The sequence below is a fragment of the Streptomyces sp. NBC_00271 genome (assembly GCF_036178845.1).
In the GTDB taxonomy this organism is placed as follows: Bacteria; Actinomycetota; Actinomycetes; order Streptomycetales; family Streptomycetaceae; genus Streptomyces.
On the sequence record NZ_CP108070.1, the window covers coordinates 921335 to 937647 of the forward strand.

Annotated in this window: 17 protein-coding genes and 1 pseudogene; 8 read left to right on the forward strand and 10 right to left on the reverse strand. The window is 69.7% G+C overall.

The window, feature by feature from the left end; all coding sequences use genetic code 11:
• Nucleotides 1–29: 29 nt before the first annotated feature.
• Nucleotides 30–827 carry a FadR/GntR family transcriptional regulator gene (locus OG798_RS04615; protein WP_328756362.1) on the reverse strand — a complete coding sequence of 266 codons (798 nt, stop codon included), beginning with the start codon at nt 825–827 and terminating at the stop codon, nt 30–32.
• Nucleotides 828–1198: 371 nt separating this feature from the next.
• On the opposite strand from OG798_RS04615, the gene OG798_RS04620 reads away from it, so the two are divergent.
• The 8 genes and pseudogenes from OG798_RS04620 (at nt 1199) to OG798_RS56425 (ending at nt 8200) form a co-directional block, all read left to right on the forward strand.
• Nucleotides 1199–2563, forward strand: coding sequence for an ABC transporter substrate-binding protein (locus OG798_RS04620; protein WP_328756363.1), 1365 nt, complete (start codon nt 1199–1201; stop codon nt 2561–2563).
• Nucleotides 2560–3474: a carbohydrate ABC transporter permease gene (locus tag OG798_RS04625; RefSeq protein WP_095856928.1), complete on the forward strand. Its 915-nt coding sequence runs from the start codon at nt 2560–2562 to the stop codon at nt 3472–3474. Before OG798_RS04620 ends, OG798_RS04625 begins: the two co-directional genes overlap by 4 nt.
• A gap of 55 nt (nt 3475–3529) precedes the next feature.
• The gene (locus OG798_RS04630) at nt 3530–4432 is read left to right on the forward strand and encodes a carbohydrate ABC transporter permease (RefSeq protein ID WP_095856927.1); all 903 of its coding nucleotides are present in this window, start codon (nt 3530–3532) and stop codon (nt 4430–4432) included.
• Nucleotides 4433–4514: 82 nt separating this feature from the next.
• Nucleotides 4515–6497 (forward strand): hypothetical protein, encoded by a 1983-nt coding sequence (locus tag OG798_RS04635; RefSeq protein ID WP_267060476.1) that lies wholly within the window; start codon nt 4515–4517, stop codon nt 6495–6497.
• Nucleotides 6497–6841, forward strand: a complete 345-nt coding sequence (locus OG798_RS04640; RefSeq protein ID WP_095856925.1) for an L-rhamnose mutarotase — start codon at nt 6497–6499, stop codon at nt 6839–6841. The genes OG798_RS04635 and OG798_RS04640 overlap by 1 nt, the downstream gene beginning before the upstream one ends.
• The gene (locus OG798_RS04645; protein WP_095856924.1) at nt 6838–7740 is read left to right on the forward strand and encodes an amidohydrolase family protein; all 903 of its coding nucleotides are present in this window, start codon (nt 6838–6840) and stop codon (nt 7738–7740) included. The genes OG798_RS04640 and OG798_RS04645 overlap by 4 nt, the downstream gene beginning before the upstream one ends.
• A pseudogene (locus tag OG798_RS56420) lies at nt 7737–7937 on the forward strand (alcohol dehydrogenase catalytic domain-containing protein); the annotation flags it as partial. The gene OG798_RS04645 and the pseudogene OG798_RS56420, both read left to right, overlap by 4 nt.
• 140 nt (nt 7938–8077) lie before the next feature.
• Entirely contained in the window at nt 8078–8200 is a 123-nt protein-coding gene (locus OG798_RS56425) for a hypothetical protein (protein WP_443054239.1), read from the forward strand.
• A gap of 209 nt (nt 8201–8409) precedes the next feature.
• On the opposite strand, the gene OG798_RS04655 is transcribed toward OG798_RS56425, so the two are convergent.
• From OG798_RS04655 to OG798_RS04695, 9 genes are read right to left on the reverse strand one after another with little or no spacing between them, the layout of a single operon-like run.
• Nucleotides 8410–9132 (reverse strand): FadR/GntR family transcriptional regulator, encoded by a 723-nt coding sequence (locus tag OG798_RS04655; protein ID WP_095856913.1) that lies wholly within the window; start codon nt 9130–9132, stop codon nt 8410–8412.
• Nucleotides 9123–10136, reverse strand: coding sequence for an aldo/keto reductase (locus tag OG798_RS04660; protein ID WP_121417623.1), 1014 nt, complete (start codon nt 10134–10136; stop codon nt 9123–9125). The genes OG798_RS04655 and OG798_RS04660 overlap by 10 nt, the downstream gene beginning before the upstream one ends.
• Before the next feature lie 36 nt (nt 10137–10172).
• Nucleotides 10173–11210 carry a sugar kinase gene (locus OG798_RS04665; protein WP_121417622.1) on the reverse strand — a complete coding sequence of 346 codons (1038 nt, stop codon included), beginning with the start codon at nt 11208–11210 and terminating at the stop codon, nt 10173–10175.
• Nucleotides 11207–11860: a bifunctional 4-hydroxy-2-oxoglutarate aldolase/2-dehydro-3-deoxy-phosphogluconate aldolase gene (locus OG798_RS04670; RefSeq protein ID WP_121417621.1), complete on the reverse strand. Its 654-nt coding sequence runs from the start codon at nt 11858–11860 to the stop codon at nt 11207–11209. Before OG798_RS04670 ends, OG798_RS04665 begins: the two co-directional genes overlap by 4 nt.
• Nucleotides 11857–12618 (reverse strand): SDR family oxidoreductase, encoded by a 762-nt coding sequence (locus OG798_RS04675; RefSeq protein ID WP_267060479.1) that lies wholly within the window; start codon nt 12616–12618, stop codon nt 11857–11859. The genes OG798_RS04670 and OG798_RS04675 overlap by 4 nt, the downstream gene beginning before the upstream one ends.
• Complete coding sequence (locus OG798_RS04680) at nt 12615–13658, reverse strand: zinc-dependent alcohol dehydrogenase (protein ID WP_267060480.1); 1044 nt, start codon at nt 13656–13658, stop codon at nt 12615–12617. Before OG798_RS04680 ends, OG798_RS04675 begins: the two co-directional genes overlap by 4 nt.
• Nucleotides 13655–14092, reverse strand: a complete 438-nt coding sequence (locus OG798_RS04685; protein ID WP_121417618.1) for an RbsD/FucU domain-containing protein — start codon at nt 14090–14092, stop codon at nt 13655–13657. The genes OG798_RS04680 and OG798_RS04685 overlap by 4 nt, the downstream gene beginning before the upstream one ends.
• Nucleotides 14083–14985, reverse strand: coding sequence for an amidohydrolase family protein (locus tag OG798_RS04690; RefSeq protein WP_328756367.1), 903 nt, complete (start codon nt 14983–14985; stop codon nt 14083–14085). Before OG798_RS04690 ends, OG798_RS04685 begins: the two co-directional genes overlap by 10 nt.
• Nucleotides 14978–16303, reverse strand: a complete 1326-nt coding sequence (locus OG798_RS04695) for an L-fuconate dehydratase (protein ID WP_328756368.1) — start codon at nt 16301–16303, stop codon at nt 14978–14980. Before OG798_RS04695 ends, OG798_RS04690 begins: the two co-directional genes overlap by 8 nt.
• Between the last annotated feature and the right edge of the window lie 10 nt (nt 16304–16313).

The following is a 16313-nucleotide window of genomic DNA, read 5'->3' on the forward strand; positions in this document are numbered from 1 at the left end:
CGCCGGGTCAGGTCGGAGCACTTCCACGTCTATCCGAACAGGCGTCGTTGGATCTCCCGCCGGTAGTCCTCGAGGGTCCGGTCGAGGTGTGCCGCCGTGGCCTCGGCCGCCTCTTCGGGCCGGCCGTCGCGAATGGCCCGGTAGATCGCCTCGTGCTCCACGACCGCGGCCTCGGTTCCTTCACCGAGCGTGTCGTGGATCCCTATCGCGCTGGACTGCCGCTGCAGTCGGCGCGCGTCACGCACGGCGCTGACGAGGAAGTTGTTGTGCGAGGCGCCGGCAACGCTCATATGGAAGTCCTCGTCCGCCTCGTTGAACACTTCGACCTGACCATTGACGAACCCGTGCCGACACTGCTGCATGGCCACCTCGATGGTCCGCAGCTCCGCGGGCGTGGCACGGGTGGCGGCCAGACTGCTCGCGGCCGTCTCCTGAACCCTGCGGAACTCGAACAGCATGAGCACGTGATCGAGGTCGACGGGGCGGAAGAAGCCGCCCCAGCGGCTGGTGATGAGCATGCCCTCGTCGTCCGCGACGAACAGTCCGCGCCCCTTGTGCGCCCGGACCCGGCCGAGGGCCGAGAGGATCTTCACGGCCTCCCGCACCACCGCCCTGCTGGTGTTCAGCCTCTGCGCCAGATCGTTCTCCGTGGGCAGCCGATCACCTGCCACCAGACGGGCCTCGGCGATGAACTCGAGAATCCGCTCCGCCACGACCTCGTAGCCGGGCCGGTAGTCACGCCGCTCGTCCGCGTCGTTCACCGATGCCACCGCAACGGGAGGCGCCTGCGTCGGCAGGGCCGGCTGGGCCGCGGGCGTGTCGTTCATCTGTCCTGCCTCCTGGCTGACTCAACTGGAGCGGCTGATCGCTGTGGAGCCGTGCTCATCTTATCTCAAGCATCAATGAGTCGTACTCATCAAGCAAGTAGATCCACATCATGGAGCAGAATCCTAACGGCGCAAATCATCACAGACTGAACATTCCTTGTTCCGCGACACCCCATCACACGCAATTCGCCAGGAAGAAGCGTGCACAAACCCTTGACGTATCCCTCGTTAGGGCGGCTAATTTCTTCCGCGACGGCTAGCGGAACGGCCGTCGTGGTCCCAGGCGCCCGACCGGTTCGGCCCGGCGTCGACCCATCCACGCGCCACCTGCCCATCTGCTCGGGGCGCCTGTGAAACCAGTGGAGTCGCACATGACCGTCAACAAGCCTTCGTCCGGCCGGGAGAGTGCGTCCAGCAAGCGGCGCGCGGCGTTGCTGGCCGGCTGCGCGGCAACCGCAGCGCTGGCCCTGACCGCCTGTGGAGGCGGCGGCGCCACGAGTACGACGACCAAGGACGGCTTCGCCCAGGTGTCGCAGAAGGACGGTGCGTTGACCGTCTGGGTGGACGCGACCCGTGTGGAGGCCGCGAAGTTGTACCAGAAGCGGCACCCGGACGCGAAGCTGGACATCGTCACCTACGACGGCGACGCCAACGGCTCGAACTACCTCCAGACCAAGGTCCAGCTGTTCAACCGCACCGGCAAGGGCTGGCCGGACGTCGTGTTCAGCTCCCAGAACAACGAGGCGGCCTGGGCGGTCGACGCGGGCTTCGCCGCTCCGCTCAACAAGGGCCTGATCCTCTCGGCCTCCCTGGGCAAGTTCGCGAGCGGGGCCAACGACGTCTGCACCGTGAACGGCACCCTCTACTGTCTGCGCAACGACCTCTCCCAGGCGGTGCTCTGGTACAACGCGCCGCTGCTGAAGAAGTTCGGCTACTCGGTACCGACGACGTGGGAGGAGTACCAGAAGCTCGGCGAGAAGGTGGCCAAGGAGCACCCGGGCTATCTCGTGGGTGACGCCGGCGACTCCTTCACCCCCGAGATCTACCTGTGGGCGAGCAAGTGCGGCGCCAACCACATCACCGGCCCGAAGGCTGTGTCGGTGAACACCACCAGCGAGGCCTGCACCAAGATGGCCAAACTCATGGACGTGCTGATCAAGAACAAGTCCATGTCCATCAGCGGGGTCTTCAGCACCGACTTCGGCAAGAACAAGGCCGACAAGGTCCTGCTCATGCCGGGTCCGGCCTGGTACGGCGGCGCGCTGTTCGAGGGCACCTTCAAGACGCCGGCCAAGCAGATCGCGGTCGCACCCATCCCTCAGTGGCAGGGGGAGACCTCCCCGTCCACCGGCAACGTCGGCGGCGGTACCTGGCTGCTGTCCAAGCACTCCGCGCACATCAAGGCAGCCACTGACTTCCTGAAGTGGGTCACCACCGACAACGCCTACCAGGGGGAGAAGGCGCCGGGCTTCCCCGCGTACACGCCGACGGCCGAGACGTGGCTGAAGGGACAGGGCGCCTCCGGATACTTCGCCAGCGACCTCAGCGCCCTCAAGGATGCCTCCTCCCAGGTCTGGAACGGCTGGGGCTCGGGCCAGTTCAGCCAGGAGGCGATCTGGGCCGCCACCGTCAAGCCCGGCCTGACCCAGGGCAAGAGCGTCGTCTCGCTGCTGCCGGCCTGGCAGGACTCCATCGTCAAGTACGCCAAGTCCAACGGATACAAGGTCTCCCAGTGACCCTCACCCACTCTCCGGCCGGCTCTGCCAACCGGCGCCGTCGCGGCGCCGCCCGGCAGAGCCGGGCCGGTATGGCCTTCGTCGCCGCCTACGTGGTCCTCCTGGTCGCCTTCGGCGTCCTTCCGACCGCTTACGCGATCTACTTCGCCTTCACCGACGCCGGGGGCAAAGTCACCGGCTTCTCCAACTTCGTGACCACGGCGCGGGACTTCCGCTTCATGGACGCCGTGAGCCATGTCGCCGTCTACCTCGCTTTCTGGCTTCTGTCCCTGGTGGTATTCGTGGTGGCCCTGGCGCTGCTGCTGCACCGCCTGGCCTCGGGTTCCGCCAGCAAGGCCCTGCGTTTCTTCTACTACATCCCGGGGGCGCTCGCCGGCGCCGCCAGTGTGCTGGTGTGGCTGTTCATGCTCGACCCGACGGTGAGCCCGGTCAGTTCGCTGCTGGGCACGCTGGGGTTCCACACCTTCGGCGAGGTGATCGCGCCCGGCAACCTGCCCCTGCTGTTCACGATCATCGCGTTCTGGACCGGCGCGGGAGGCTGGATCGTCGTCATGTACGGCGCGCTCAACAACATCCCCACGGATGTGATGGAAGCCGCGCGCATCGATGGCGCCGGCGCCTGGCAGACCGCCTGGCACGTGCAGATCCCGATGCTCCGCAAGTGGATCGTGTACATGGTGATCCTGGCCTTCGCAGGCGGCGCCCAGTTGTTCGTGGAGCCGCAGTTGCTGTCCCTCGCCAGTGTGGGCGTGGCCGGACGCGACTACTCGCTCAACCAGTTGACCTACGACTTCGCCTTCCAGATGAACAACATCAACGGCGCCGCCGCGGTCTCGGTGGAGCTCCTGGTCGTCAGTGTGTCGGCCGCCGCCGTCTTCGTCGCACGGTCGGGGTTCTTCGATGCCGACTAGTACCCCTGTCAGTCGAGTCGCCGCCGCGGCGAGCTCGGAACGGGAAGCACCCCTCATGAGTCGATCTCACCACCAGCCGTCGCACCGCCGGCCCGTACGGCGCCTGGCCTCCCGGCTGCTGACCGGATCCGTACTGGCCGGGTTCCTCGCCTTCTTCGTGCTGCCGGTGCTGTGGCTCGTCCTCGCGGCGACCAAGACCGACCAGCAACTGGTCCACGACAATCCCTTGTCCTTCGGCTCCTTCCATGCGCTGAAGGCCAACTGGGACGCGCTCACGGCGTTCCAGGACAACGCCGTCATGCAGTGGCTCGGCAACTCCGCCCTCTACGCGGTGATCTCGCTGGTCATCACTCTCGGCGTCGCCATTCCCGCGGGATACGCCCTGGCCATGACGGAGTTCCGGGGCCGGCACACCCTGCTGATCGCGACGCTGGTCGTGATGCTCATGCCGAACGCCACCCTGGTGGTGCCGTTGTTCCTGGAGATCAACGCCGTGCACCTGATCGGCACGATGTGGTCGATCATCCTGCCGTACTCCTTCTACCCGTTCGGTGTGTACCTGACGTACATCTACTTCACCACCGCCGTACCGAAGGACCTGCTGGCGGCGGCACGGATGGACGGCTGCTCGGAGGTCCGCGTCTTCTGGCACATCGCGCTGCCGCTGGCGACCCCGGTCATCGCGCTCGTGGGCTTCTTCAGCTTCGTCGCCAACTGGACCAACTACTTCCTGCCGTACGTCATGCTCCCCGAGAGCGACCAGATGCCCATCCAGGTGGGCGTCGGATCCCTGCTCAGCAACGTGCCGTCCTTCAATCCGGCCGTCGGCAACCTCGCGATCGAACGGCCGCAGCTGGCTCTGGCGACGCTCGTGGCCATCATGCCCGTGCTGATCGTCTTCCTCTTCGCCCAGCGCTTCCTGGTCAGCGGGATGCTCGCCGGCGCCACCAAGGAATAGGCGCCACGAAGGAATAGCGGCCCGTCCCGGCCGTCGTCCCCGGCGCGCGCCGTCCCGCCGCCCGCCCGAACGGAGATCTCCCATGCCCTTCAGCTCTGCCGACCGCACCACGGCCGAGGACACCCCCAGCGACCACCCGGTCGCGCCACCCCAGATCGAGGCGGGGGTGCCGCTGCTCGAACCGCCCGGCTGGGCCGTGACCCAGCGGTCCCTGTTCGACCTCCTCGACCACGCCTGGCGGCGCTTCGCCCACGACTTCACCAGTCCGGACGGACGGCTGAACTACTCCGGCCCGCTGACCACCCGTGACGGTGTGGACGACTTCTACGAGGTGTTCTTCAACTGGCCCCAGCTGTATCTCCTCGGCGGTGCCGACGATCTGCTGCCCGCCAGTGAGAAGCACTGGGAAGGCGTGACCCTGCAGCTCACCGAACTGGGCATGCTTCGCGACGAGTTCGAGCGCGGCTACGACTGGTTCCACCAGGGCGAGAGCCTGCTCCTGCTCTACTTCCTCAGCATGGCCGCCCCCGACCGCTGGTCCGAACGCGCCTTGCGCTTCGCCGAGTTGTACGTCGACCCGGCGAAGGGCAACTACGACCCCGAGCATCGCGTCATCAACCGCGCGCACAACGGCAGCGACCCCGACCGCACGGGCCTGTTCGACGGTGACGTCTATCCCTGGCTGGAGAAGGAAGCGCAGATGTACGGCTTCCCGCTCGACTGGATCCCCGAGGCCGCCGACGGCCCCCACCCGCTCTCCGCGGACCCGCGCCTCGGCGCACAGATGCGGGACCGGACGGGCGTCGGAGACACCGCGGTCAACCTCGCCGCGGCCGGGCTGGTCCTGAACGCCTGGATCCTGTCCGGCGAGGACCGCTACCGCGACTGGATCGTCGAGTATGTCGGCGCGTGGCGGGAGCGCACCGAGGCGAACGGCGGTCTCATCCCGGACAACGTCGGCCCGGACGGCGTCGTCGGCAGCCTGCTGGAAGGCCGCTGGTACGGCGGCCACTACGGCTGGTCCTGGCCGCACGGCTGGCACAGCGTGGGCCACGCGGCCTGTGTGGCGGCGCTGGCAGCGGCCACGGTCACCGGGGACGACGATTACCTCTCCATGGTCGCCACCTCACTGGACACCCTCATCGGCCGCGGCAAGGTGATGCCCCACACCGAAGCGGACTCCAGTCTCCCCTCCAAGTGGGCGGTCGAACTCGGCCCCGACATCCACACACCCACTCTTCACCTCCCCTTCCGGCACAAGGATGCCGGCTGGTTCGACTACAACCCGGCCACGCCGCCGGTCCCGGTAGCCCTGTGGCACCACACGGCCTCCGAGGCCGACCGCGCCCGGCTGGAGGGGCTGCGAGAGGCCGACGGCATCGACTGGCGCACCGTCCGGCCGTTCCGCGCCAAGGAGGAATCCGGGCACGAGAAGGCATGGTTCGCCTTCCTCGCCGGCGACGACCCCGACTACCCCGAGCGGATCCTCGCCACCGCCCAGGCCCAGGTCCGCCACCGTCTGCGGCGCATCGAGCGCTACCGCGACCTGGACGTGCCCGAGGCCGACATCCACGTGTGGCAGCAGTCCAACCCCGTCGTCACCGAAGCCCTCGTCCAGCTGACCTGGGGCGGCCCCCAGGTGCTCTACAACGGTGGCCTTCAGCAGGCCCGGCTGCGCTACCACGACGCCGAGGCCCGCCGAGCCGGCCTGCCGCCGGACGTGGCCGCCCTGGTTACCTCCATCGACCCCGAGGCGACCACAGTCGAACTCGTCAACCTCTCCCCCGAGTCCACGCGCACGGTGACCGTGCAGGCCGGCGCCTTCGCCGAGCACACCATCACCGCCGTCCGGTACACGACCTGCGCGGACGACACGTGGATCGGGGACATGTACGACTACGGCCACACCGAGCCCGTCGTCACCGAGTCGGAGCAGGTCTGCGACAGCGCCTTCTTGACGGTCCGGCTGCCGGCCTCCAGCCGCGTCAAGCTCACTCTGCGCCTGCGGCTGCGCGCCAACACACCCAGCTACCGGACACCCTTCACCTCCCAGGAGCGTGTGTGATGAAGCGCATCGCCCAGACCATCGGGCTGCGGCCCGAACGCCGCGCGGAGTACCTCGAACTCCACTCCGCCGTCTGGCCCGGAGTCGAAGCCGCCCTGCACCGGGCACACATCCGCAACTACAGCATCTTCCTCCACGGTGACGTCCTGTTCGCCTACTTCGAGTACCACGGCGACGACTTCGAGGCCGACATGGCGGCACTCGAAGCCGACCCCGTGACCCAGGACTGGTGGAAACTCACCGATCCCTGCCAGGAGCCCTTGCCCCACCGGGGCGATTCACGCCAGTGGACGGAACTCCCCGAGATCTGGCACCTGAGCCCGCCCGCTCGGCCCCTGTCATGAACGCCATCACCGCCCCCGTTCTCATCGACGCCCACCACCATCTGTGGGACCTCGCCGAGCGTCCGCAACCCTGGCTCGACGATCCTGCGCTGGCGACGATCCGCCGCACCTTCTCCCCCGACGACCTGCGTGCCACCGCCACCCGGCCCATCGCGGGTCGCCGTCTGCACAGCACGGTGGCCGTGCAGTGCGTGCCGGACGTGCCCGAGACGGAGGACCTCCTCGCCCTCGCGGAGCGGGAGCCGCTGATCGGGGCCGTGGTCGGCTGGGCGGACCTGACGTCCCCGGGGATCGGCGACCTGCTCGACCGATTGCTCGCCGGGCCGGGCGGTACCTATCTGCGGTCCCTGCGTCACCTCGTGCAGGGCGAGACGGATCCGGAATGGCTGCAACGCCCAGATGTCGAACGCGGGTTAACGGCAGCCCGGGACCGCGGGCTCTGCTACGACGTGCTCGTCCGCAGCCACCAGCTCGACCAGGCGACCCGGCTGGCCGAGCGGTTCCCGGACCTGCCCCAGGTGCTCGACCACGCCGGCAAGCCGTCGATCGCCGACGGCGAACTCGCCGACTGGGAACGCCAGTTGCGCCTGCTGGCCGCACACCCGCAGGTGGTGTGCAAGGTGTCGGGGCTGATCACCGAGGCGGACCACGAGAGGTGGACCGTCGACGACATCCGCCCGGCGTGGGACGTCCTGCTCTCCGCCTTCGGCCCCGACCGCCTGATGTTCGGCTCGGACTGGCCGGTGGCGAATCTCGCGGGAGGCTGGAACCGCTGGGCTGCCACGGTGGACGAACTGCTCGACGGATGTTCCGCCGACGAGACCTCGGCGATTCTCGCGGGCACCGCGACCACCTTCTACCGCCTCACTCGTACTGAACGGGACTTGGGATCACGATGACGCTTGCTGTTCGATGCATGACCGCCCGAACGCTGGAGACGGCTCCGGTCGAGTTCTCCGAGCCCGGTCCCGGGGAGGTGTTGCTGGTGCCCGCCTACGTGGGGATCTGCGGTACCGATCTGCACATCTTCCACGGCGACATGGATGCCCGGGTCGCCGCGCCGGCCGTTCTGGGCCACGAGATGTCCGGCCGCGTTCCGTCGGCACGCACTGTCGGGCGCCGCCCTCATGAGCGCGGTGACGGACGACCCTCGGCCAAGAGCCATGGTCGAACATGCGGTTCAGGGCGTCGTCGAGAGCCAGGACGCACTGGGCGCAGGCTACGTCGGGGGGCCAGGTGGAGCGGGGCGCGCTCGAGCTCGGTGGTGCCTGGGTGCCGTGGTACAACCTGCACAAGCTCTCCGCCGACCTGCTGGACGCCCACCGGCACTCCCGTTCCGACCTGGCGCTGACCGCCTGACGACGGCTGGCCGACTGGTGGGACCAGGTGACGGCGGGGATGGACGACGACACGCACGAAGCCATGCTCCGCACTCGGCGAGGTCGGCGGCGACCACAGCCTACGGGACGCCGCCCGGTTCTTCTGGCAGACCATGACCCGGCACCGGACGCCTGCCGCGTCCTGGAAAGCGGGGCGCTCGCCTCCGCCGTGGACGAGCAGCCCGCCCGTCACTTTCGCGCTGTCGTTCCGAAGGGGAGGGGTTCGCCGGAGCGCAGGTGTTCCCTCAGCCACTGCTCGGTGTTGCTCACGTGCAGCAGTGCGGCGGCCTGGCTGAGGGCGGAGTCACGGGTGGACAGCGCGTTGAAGATCGCCTCGTGCTCGGCGAGAGTGCGGCCCGCGGCCTTGTCGTCGACCAGACCGCGCCAGATACGGGCGCGCAGGGTGCGGCCGGAGATCCCTTCCAGGAGGGTGAGGAGGGTCTCGTTGCCCGTGGCCGAGACGACCGCGCGGTGGAAGGCGGCGTCGTGGGCGTTGAGCTGTCCGACGTCGTCGCGGGCCTCGCGCATGGCGTCCAAGTGCCGCTTCACTTCGGCCAGTTGAGCGTCGGAGATCCGGGTGGCGGCAAGAGCCGTGGCGATCGGTTCGAGGAGCCGCCGTACCTCCATGAGGTCCTGCAGGGCGACCGAGTCGCCCTGCAGCAGTTCCACCGCGCCGCCGAGCCCCTCCAGCAGCAGGCTCGGCTGGAGGCTGGTCACATACGTGCCGTCGCCCCGCCGGACCTCCAGGACCCGCGCGACGGCCAGCGCCTTGACCGCTTCGCGGGCGAGGTTGCGGGACAGTCCCAGCTGGGCGGCCAGGTCCGGCTCCGGTGGAAGCTTCGAGCCCGGAGGCAGGGCACCGGACCGGATCAGCTCACGGATCTCCTCAATAGCCTTGTCCGTTAGAGACACCGCTCATCCCTCCCCCCACCGTGCCCCGTGAGCACGTCCGACCTGATCAGCCCCTGGGCGCGGAGATCGTTCCAGAGGCCGTCCGGGACTTGCTGATCATGGAGTTCCACGTTTCGTCCGACCTGTTCCGCAGTCCGCATGCCGAGGGTGACGTTGATGATACTGGGATGCGTGTACGGGAAGGCGATCGCGGCGGCGGGCAGAGTGGTCCCGTGGCCTGCACAGACCTCGGCGATCGCCCGAGCCCGGCTCACCAGGGCCGGCGGGGCGTCCTGGTAGTCGTACCTCATGCCCTCGGTGGGCCGGTCGCCGGAGAGCAGGCCCGAGTTGAAGACACCCACCGCGACGACGCTCTTGCCGAGTTCGTACGCTGCGGGAAGGACGTCGTCCAGTGCGGACTGGTCGAGGAGGGTGTAGCGGCCGGCGAGCATGACCACGTCGGCGGCGGTCTCGCGCAGGAAGCGGGCGAGCATCGCCGACTGGTTCATGCCGGCGCCGATCGCGCCGATCACACCCTGGCCGCGCAACTCCGCGAGCGTGGGCATGGCCTCCTCGGCCGCCTGCCGCCAGTGGGCGTCCGGATCGTGCAGGTAGACGATGTCCAGCCGGTCCAGACCGGTGCGCTTCAGCGTGTCCTCGATGGAGCGGAGCATGCCGTCCCGGCTGAAGTCCCACTGCCGGCGCAGGTCGTCCCGTACGACGAAGCCCTCGGTGTCGACGCCGCGCGGTTCCTCGTTGGGCACCAGCAGCCTGCCCACCTTGGAGGAGATGACGTACTCGGCACGCGGGCGATCTCGTAGGGCGACGCCCAGACGACGCTCGGACAGACCGAGACCGTAATGCGGGGCGGTATCGAAGTACCGAATCCCGGCATCCCACGCCGCATCGACAGCGGCTGTCGCGTCGTCGACGGGGGTGACGCGGTAGAGGTTGCCGATCACAGACGCCCCGAAGCCGAGCCCGGTGAGGGAGACGGACGTGTTCTGGATCTTCCGCTGGTGCAAGTCGTGCTCCTGGGTTACGTGCGATGAGGACGCCGGTCAGCGTCTGACGTGGGCCGACCCGCCCGCGATGAGCGCCTCGACCTCGGCGAGCGAGGCCATGGAGACATCGCCGGGCGTGGTCATCACGAGGGCGCCGTGGGCGGTGCCGTAGGCCAGGGCGCGCTCCAGGCCGGTGTCGCCGAGCAGTCCGTGGATCAGGCCGGCGGCGAAGGCGTCGCCGGAGCCGATGCGGTCCAGAACCTGCAGCCCGGGCATCCGGGGGCCGGTGACGAAGCCTGTTTCGGCGGACCAGCCGGCCGAGGACCAGTCGTTGACCCCGGCCGAGGGGACCTCGCGCAGCGTCGTCGCCAGTACTCTCACCTCGGGCAGCAGGCCGGCCACCTCGGCGAGCGCGTCCGCAGCCTCGTCGGCCCCGATGCGCACCTGCCCCGGATGCGTGCCGGCCAGACCCAGGGCTCCCACCACTACGTCGGCCTGCCGAGCGAGCCGCAGGTCGGCCTCGTGGGCGGCGTCGGCGCCGCCCCGGCCGGCCCAGAGGCTGGGACGGTAGTTGGGGTCGTAGGAGACCGTGACCCCATGGCGGCGCGCCGCGGCCATGGCCTCGTCCGCGACATCCAGCGTGCTGTCGGACAGGCCGGCGAAGATGCCGCCGGTGTGGAACCAGCGCGCTCCGCCCGAGAACACGTTGTCCCAGTCGACGTCCCCCTTGCGCAGCTGGGACACGGCAGTGTGCGCGCGGTCGCTGACGCCCGTTGCGCCGCGGATGCCGTAGCCGCGTTCGACGAAGTTCAGCCCGTTGCGGGCGGTACGGCCGATGCCGTCGTCGGGGACCCAGCGGATCATCGAGGTGCCGACGCCGCCCTGGAGGATCAGATCCTCGACGAGCCGGCCCACCGCGTTGTCGGCCAAAGCGGTCACGACCGCCGCCCGCAGGCCGAAGCAGCGTCGCAGTCCGCGGACGACGTTGTACTCACCGCCGCCCTCCCACACCTGGAAGGAGCGGGCGGTCCGGATCCGGCCCTCGCCCGGATCGAAGCGCAGCATCACCTCGCCGAGCGCCACCACGTCGATCACGTCATGCTCCTCTCGACGGCCTCAACGGCCTCGAGGGCCTCGGCGGTCAGTCGGCGGATGGACTCGTAGTCGCCGCGCTCCAGGTGAATCGCGGTGGCCATCCAGCTGCCGCCGACGGCGAGGACCGCCGGGTCGGCGAGGTAGGCGGCCATGCGGGAAGCGTCGATCCCGCCGGTCGGTACGAAGCGCATCCCGGGGAAGGGGGCCGTGAGCGCGCGCAGCATCCGTAGGCCGCCGAGCGGCTCGGCGGGGAAGAGCTTGACGGTGTCGAGGCCGCCGCGCAGGGCGCGCATCAGCTCGGTGGCGGTGGCGACGCCGGGCACCATGGGCACCCCGAGTTCCCGGCACTTCGCGACGACCTCCTCGTCGAAACCGGGCGAGACCACGAAGCGGGCCCCGGCCTCCACGGCCCGCTCCGCCTGCCTGGGCGTGATCACCGTGCCGGCACCGACGGCCAGCCCACCGTGGGCGGCCATCTCCTTGAGCACTCGCTCGGCGCCCGGCGTACGGAAGGTGACCTCGGCGCACCGGGCACCACCCGCGGTGAGGGCGTCGGTCAGGGGGCGGGCCATGCCCGTGGAGGGCACGGTCAGCACGGGCAGGAGACGGGCCCCCGCCAGCACGGAGGCCAGGTCGGTGGCGGTGGTCATCGGCCGAGCCATCCGCCGTCGATGGGCAGGGTGATGCCGTGGAGGTAGGCGGCGGCGTCGGAGGCGAGGAAGACGGTGGCGCCGGCGAGGTCGTCGGGGTTGCCCCAGCGTCCGGCGGGGATGCGATCCAGGATGGCTTGGCTGCGGGCCGGGTCGTCCTGGAGGGCCTGGGTGTTGTCGGTGGCGATGTAGCCGGGCGCGAGGGCGTTGACGTTGACGCCGTGCGGGGCCCATTCGTTGGCCAGCGCCTTGGTCAGTCCGGCGATGCCGTGCTTGGCGGCGGTGTAGCCGGGGACGGTGATGCCGCCCTGGAAACTGAGCAGCGACGCCGTGAAGATGACCTTCCCCTGGCCGCGGGCCACCATCGACCCGCCGACCGCCCGGCTCAGTGCGAACTGCGCACTCAGGTTGACCTGGAGCACCAACGCCCAGTCCGCATCCGTGTGTTCGACGGCCGGGGCGCGGCGGATGGTGCCCGCGTTGTTGACCAGGATGTCCACCGGCCGCTCCCGTCCGGCCAGGTCCACCCCCAGAGCCCGGACGGCTTCGGGGTCGGCGAAGTCGGTACGGATCGCCTCGAACGTGCGCCCGGCAGCGAGGACGTCCTTCTCCACCGCGCTGCCGGATGCCTCCATACCGGCACTGACGCCGATGATGTCGGCGCCGGCCTCGGCCAGCGCCCGGGCCATGGCCCGGCCGATGCCGCGCCGAGCCCCGGTGACGACGGCGAGCTTGCCGGTGAGGTCGAAGGAGGTCATACGGCCACTCCCTGGGCGTCGTCGGTGCAGTCCACGAGGATCTTCATCACGTCACCGCCGCCCTCCAAGGCCTCGAACGCGGCGGGCGCCTGCGCGAGCGGGACGACCTTGCTGATCAGCCGCTCGGCCGGGATCGTGCCGTCCGCCACCAGGGCCACCGCCTCCTCGAAGTCGCCGCGGTCGTACAACCGGGCACCGATGAGACTGAGTTCGCGCCAGAAGAAGCGGTGCAGGTTCACCTCGCGGGGGCGGGGGTGGATGGCGACGAGGCACAACCGGCCTCGCACCCCGAGGACGTCCACTGCCGTGTCCACGCCGGCCGCCGCGCCGGACACCTCGAAGGCGACGTCCGCGCCCGCGTCGCCGGTCCACTGCCGCACCAGATCCGGCACGTCCTCGTCGGCCGGGTTCCACGCCGTCAACCTCAACTCCTCGGCCAGCAGCCGACGGTGCGCGCTCAGCTCCACCACCCGGACCTCGGCGCCCGCGGCCCTCGCGACCAACGCGATCAGGATGCCGACCGGCCCGCCACCGACCACCACGACCTTCTCGCCCTCGACGACCTTCGCCCGGCCCACATCGTGCACGGCCACCGCCGTCGGCTCGACGAGCGCGGCCCGGTCCAGGGCGAGCGACTCCGGCAGCCGGATCAACGTCGAGGCGGGCACCGTCCAGCGCTGCTGCATCGCACCTGGGGAGTCGATGCCGATGAAGTCCAGGTGCTGGCAGATGTGCTGATGGCCCGCACGGCAGGCCGGGCAGGTGTCGTCCCAGCGCAGCGGCATCACCGTGACCGCGTCACCGGGCTGCCAGCCTTCCACACCCGGACCGACGCGAACGACGCGGCCGGACATCTCGTGCCCCAGGACGGCGGGCGCGGCGACCCGGGCGTCCATGTCGCCGTGGAAGATGTGCAGATCGGTGCCGCAGATACCGACAAAGGCGGGAGCCAGCTCCACCTCACCCGGACCGGGAGAGGAGGGTTCGGCGGGAGCCGTGTCCAGCGTGCGGGCGGAAACGTAACGGACGGCAAGAGTCATCGTGTCGTCAGGGTCCCTTCAGCGCGGACACCAATGGTCAGCAGCAGGTTGGCGTAGGTACGGGTGTCGGCGGTAACGATCGCCAGCGCCAGGTCGGGCGAGCGGGCGGCGTCGTAGAACTCGAAGCGGCCGAGTGTGTCGACCGGGACCGGTGCCAGCTTCGCGCGGTACTCGGCGATGGCCGGCGGCTCCGGTTCGCCCTCGGGCGGCACCATCACGTGGGCTACCTCGACGGGCAGGGCGCGCAGCAGGACGTCGAGCACCGTGGTGACGTCGAGCAGACCGGGAGCCAGGTTGAGATGCACGGTCCTGGCGCGGTCGCCGGTGGCCGTGCTCGCGGGGTAGTGGCCGTCGGCCAGGAGTACGCGGGCGCCGTGGCCTGCTCCGGCCAGGGCTTCGAGGATGCCGGGGTGCAGCAGTTCCGTCAGGAGCACGGTGTCCCCTCCTTCGTCGGGGCAGGGGTCAGGTGGTAGAAGGACGTGGCGGTGCCGGCCAGGACCGCGTGGATCTCGGGGCGGGAGCAGCCGTCCAGGAGTTCCTCGACGGCGGCGGCCCAGCGGTTCCAGCCGCCGGCGAGGACGCAGACCGGCCAGTCGGAGCCGAACATCAGCCGGTTGGGGCCGAAGGCGGAGAGCAGGACGTCCCACACCGGGCGGATGTCGTCGACGGTCCACTTCTCGTGGTCGGCCTCTGTGACCAGGCCCGACACCTTGCAACGGACCTGGGCATGCCCGGCCAGGGCCCGTATCTGCCGTGCCCAGTCGCTCAGTTCTCGCCGTGCGAGGGGCGGCTTGCCCGCATGGTCCAGGACGAGCGGCAGCTCCGGGAACCGCTCCGCGAGACAGATCGCCTGCGGGAACTGGTGGCTGCGGATCAGCACGTCGTATCCGAGCCCGCGTTCTTCGACCGCTCGCAACCCACGCTCGACGTCCGGTCGTTGGAGCCATTGCGGCTCCGACTCCCCCTGCACGATGTGGCGTACGGTCCTCAGGTACCGGCCGCCGGACGCTGTCCGCAGGTCGTCGAGGACGTCGCCGATCGCGGGGGATGTCAGGTCCGCCCAGCCGACAACCGCGCCGATCAGCGGGTCGTTGTCGGCCAGGGCGAGGAGGTCGCGGGTCTCGGGCACGGACGTGACGCACTGGACGACCACCGTGCTCGTCAGCCGCCGTCCGGCGATCGGCAGGGTCGCGGCCGAGCGCAGGGTGTGCGAGCCGAAACTGCGGCGGATCGGCTCGTGGCCGGGTTCGTCCAGCCAGGGCTGCGGCCGAACGTCCAGGTCCCAGACGTGGTGGTGGGCGTCGACGAGAGCCTGGCCGTCAGACACGGGCGGTCCAGACGGGGCCGTCGGGATAGGTGTACTCCTTGACGGATTCGGAGTGCATCTGCGCGCTCAGCCCCGGCAGCGTCGGGGCCAGGTAGTGGCCGTCGACAATGCGCACCGGGTCGATGAAGTGCTCGTGCAGGTGATCGACGTACTCGATGACACGGTCCTCGGTGGTGCCGGAGACGGCGACGTAGTCGAACATCGACAGGTGCTGGACCATCTCGCACAGGCCGACGCCGCCGGCGTGCGGGCAGACGGGGATGCCGAACTTGGCGGCGAGCAGCAGGATCGCGATGTTCTCGTTGACTCCGCCGACCCGTGCGGAGTCGATCTGCACGATGTCCACCGCGCCGGCCTGGAGGAGTTGCTTGAAGACGACCCGGTTGGCGATGTGCTCGCCGGTGGCGACCTTGATGGGGGCGACGGCCTGGCGCACGGTGGCGTGGCCGAGGATGTCGTCGGGTGAGGTCGGTTCCTCGATCCAGTAGGGCTGGTAGGGGGCCAGGGCGCGCATCCAGTCGATGGCGGGCTGGATGTCCCATCTCTGGTTCGCGTCGACGGCGATGCGGATGTCCGCGCCGACCGTTTCGCGGGCGGTGCGCATGCGGCGTACGTCGTCCTCCAGGTCCGCGCCGACCTTCAGCTTGATCTGGGTGAAGCCGTCGGCGACCGCCTCGCGGGCCAGGCGGGCCAGTTTCTCGTCGGAGTAGCCGAGCCAGCCGGGGGTGGTGGTGTAGGCGGGGTAACCCCGGTCGAGCAGGTCGCCGATGCGCTGTTCGCGGCCGGGTTCGGCGCGGCGCAGGATGTCCAGCGCCTCCTCGGGGGTGAGGGCGTCGCTGAGCCAGCGGAAGTCGACCTGGGCGACCAGCTCCTCCGGCGACATCTCGCCGAGGAACCGCCACACAGGCTTGCCCGCGCGTTTGGCGGCCAGGTCCCAGGCAGCGTTGACGACCGCGCCGGTCGCCATGTGGATGGCGCCCTTCTCCGGACCCAGCCAGCGCAGTTGGGGATCGTGGACCAGGGAGCGGGAGAAGGCGCCGAGGTCGGAGCAGACCTCCTCGACGGACAGGCCGACCACGTGCGGGGCGAGGGCCGCGATGGCGGCGGCCTGAACGTCGTTGCCGCGTCCGGTGGTGAAGGCGAGGGCGTGGCCCTCCAGTCCGTCGGTGGAGTCGGTGCGCAGGACGACATAGGCGGCGGAGTAGTCGGGTTCGGGGTTCATCGCGTCCGACCCGTCCAGGTGCTCGGACGTCGGGAAACGTACGTCGAGGACGTCCAGGGCGGCGATGCGGGCGGATGCGGGCACGGCGGAGGACATTGCGGCAACT

Bases quoted from the DNA above. Each gene is read 5' to 3' on its own strand.
- OG798_RS04675 (WP_267060479.1), bottom strand. From the start codon at position 12,618: ATGACCTCCTTCGACCTCACCGGCAAGCTCGCCGTCGTCACCGGGGCT.
- OG798_RS04680 (WP_267060480.1), bottom strand. From the start codon at position 13,658: ATGACTCTTGCCGTCCGTTACGTTTCCGCCCGCACGCTGGACACGGCT.
- OG798_RS04670 (WP_121417621.1), bottom strand. From the start codon at position 11,860: ATGACCACCGCCACCGACCTGGCCTCCGTGCTGGCGGGGGCCCGTCTC.
- OG798_RS04615 (WP_328756362.1), bottom strand. From the start codon at position 827: ATGAACGACACGCCCGCGGCCCAGCCGGCCCTGCCGACGCAGGCGCCT.
- OG798_RS04620 (WP_328756363.1), top strand. From the start codon at position 1,199: ATGACCGTCAACAAGCCTTCGTCCGGCCGGGAGAGTGCGTCCAGCAAG.
- OG798_RS04630 (WP_095856927.1), top strand. From the start codon at position 3,530: ATGAGTCGATCTCACCACCAGCCGTCGCACCGCCGGCCCGTACGGCGC.
- OG798_RS04635 (WP_267060476.1), top strand. From the start codon at position 4,515: ATGCCCTTCAGCTCTGCCGACCGCACCACGGCCGAGGACACCCCCAGC.
- OG798_RS04645 (WP_095856924.1), top strand. From the start codon at position 6,838: ATGAACGCCATCACCGCCCCCGTTCTCATCGACGCCCACCACCATCTG.
- OG798_RS04640 (WP_095856925.1), top strand. From the start codon at position 6,497: ATGAAGCGCATCGCCCAGACCATCGGGCTGCGGCCCGAACGCCGCGCG.
- OG798_RS04695 (WP_328756368.1), bottom strand. From the start codon at position 16,303: ATGTCCTCCGCCGTGCCCGCATCCGCCCGCATCGCCGCCCTGGACGTC.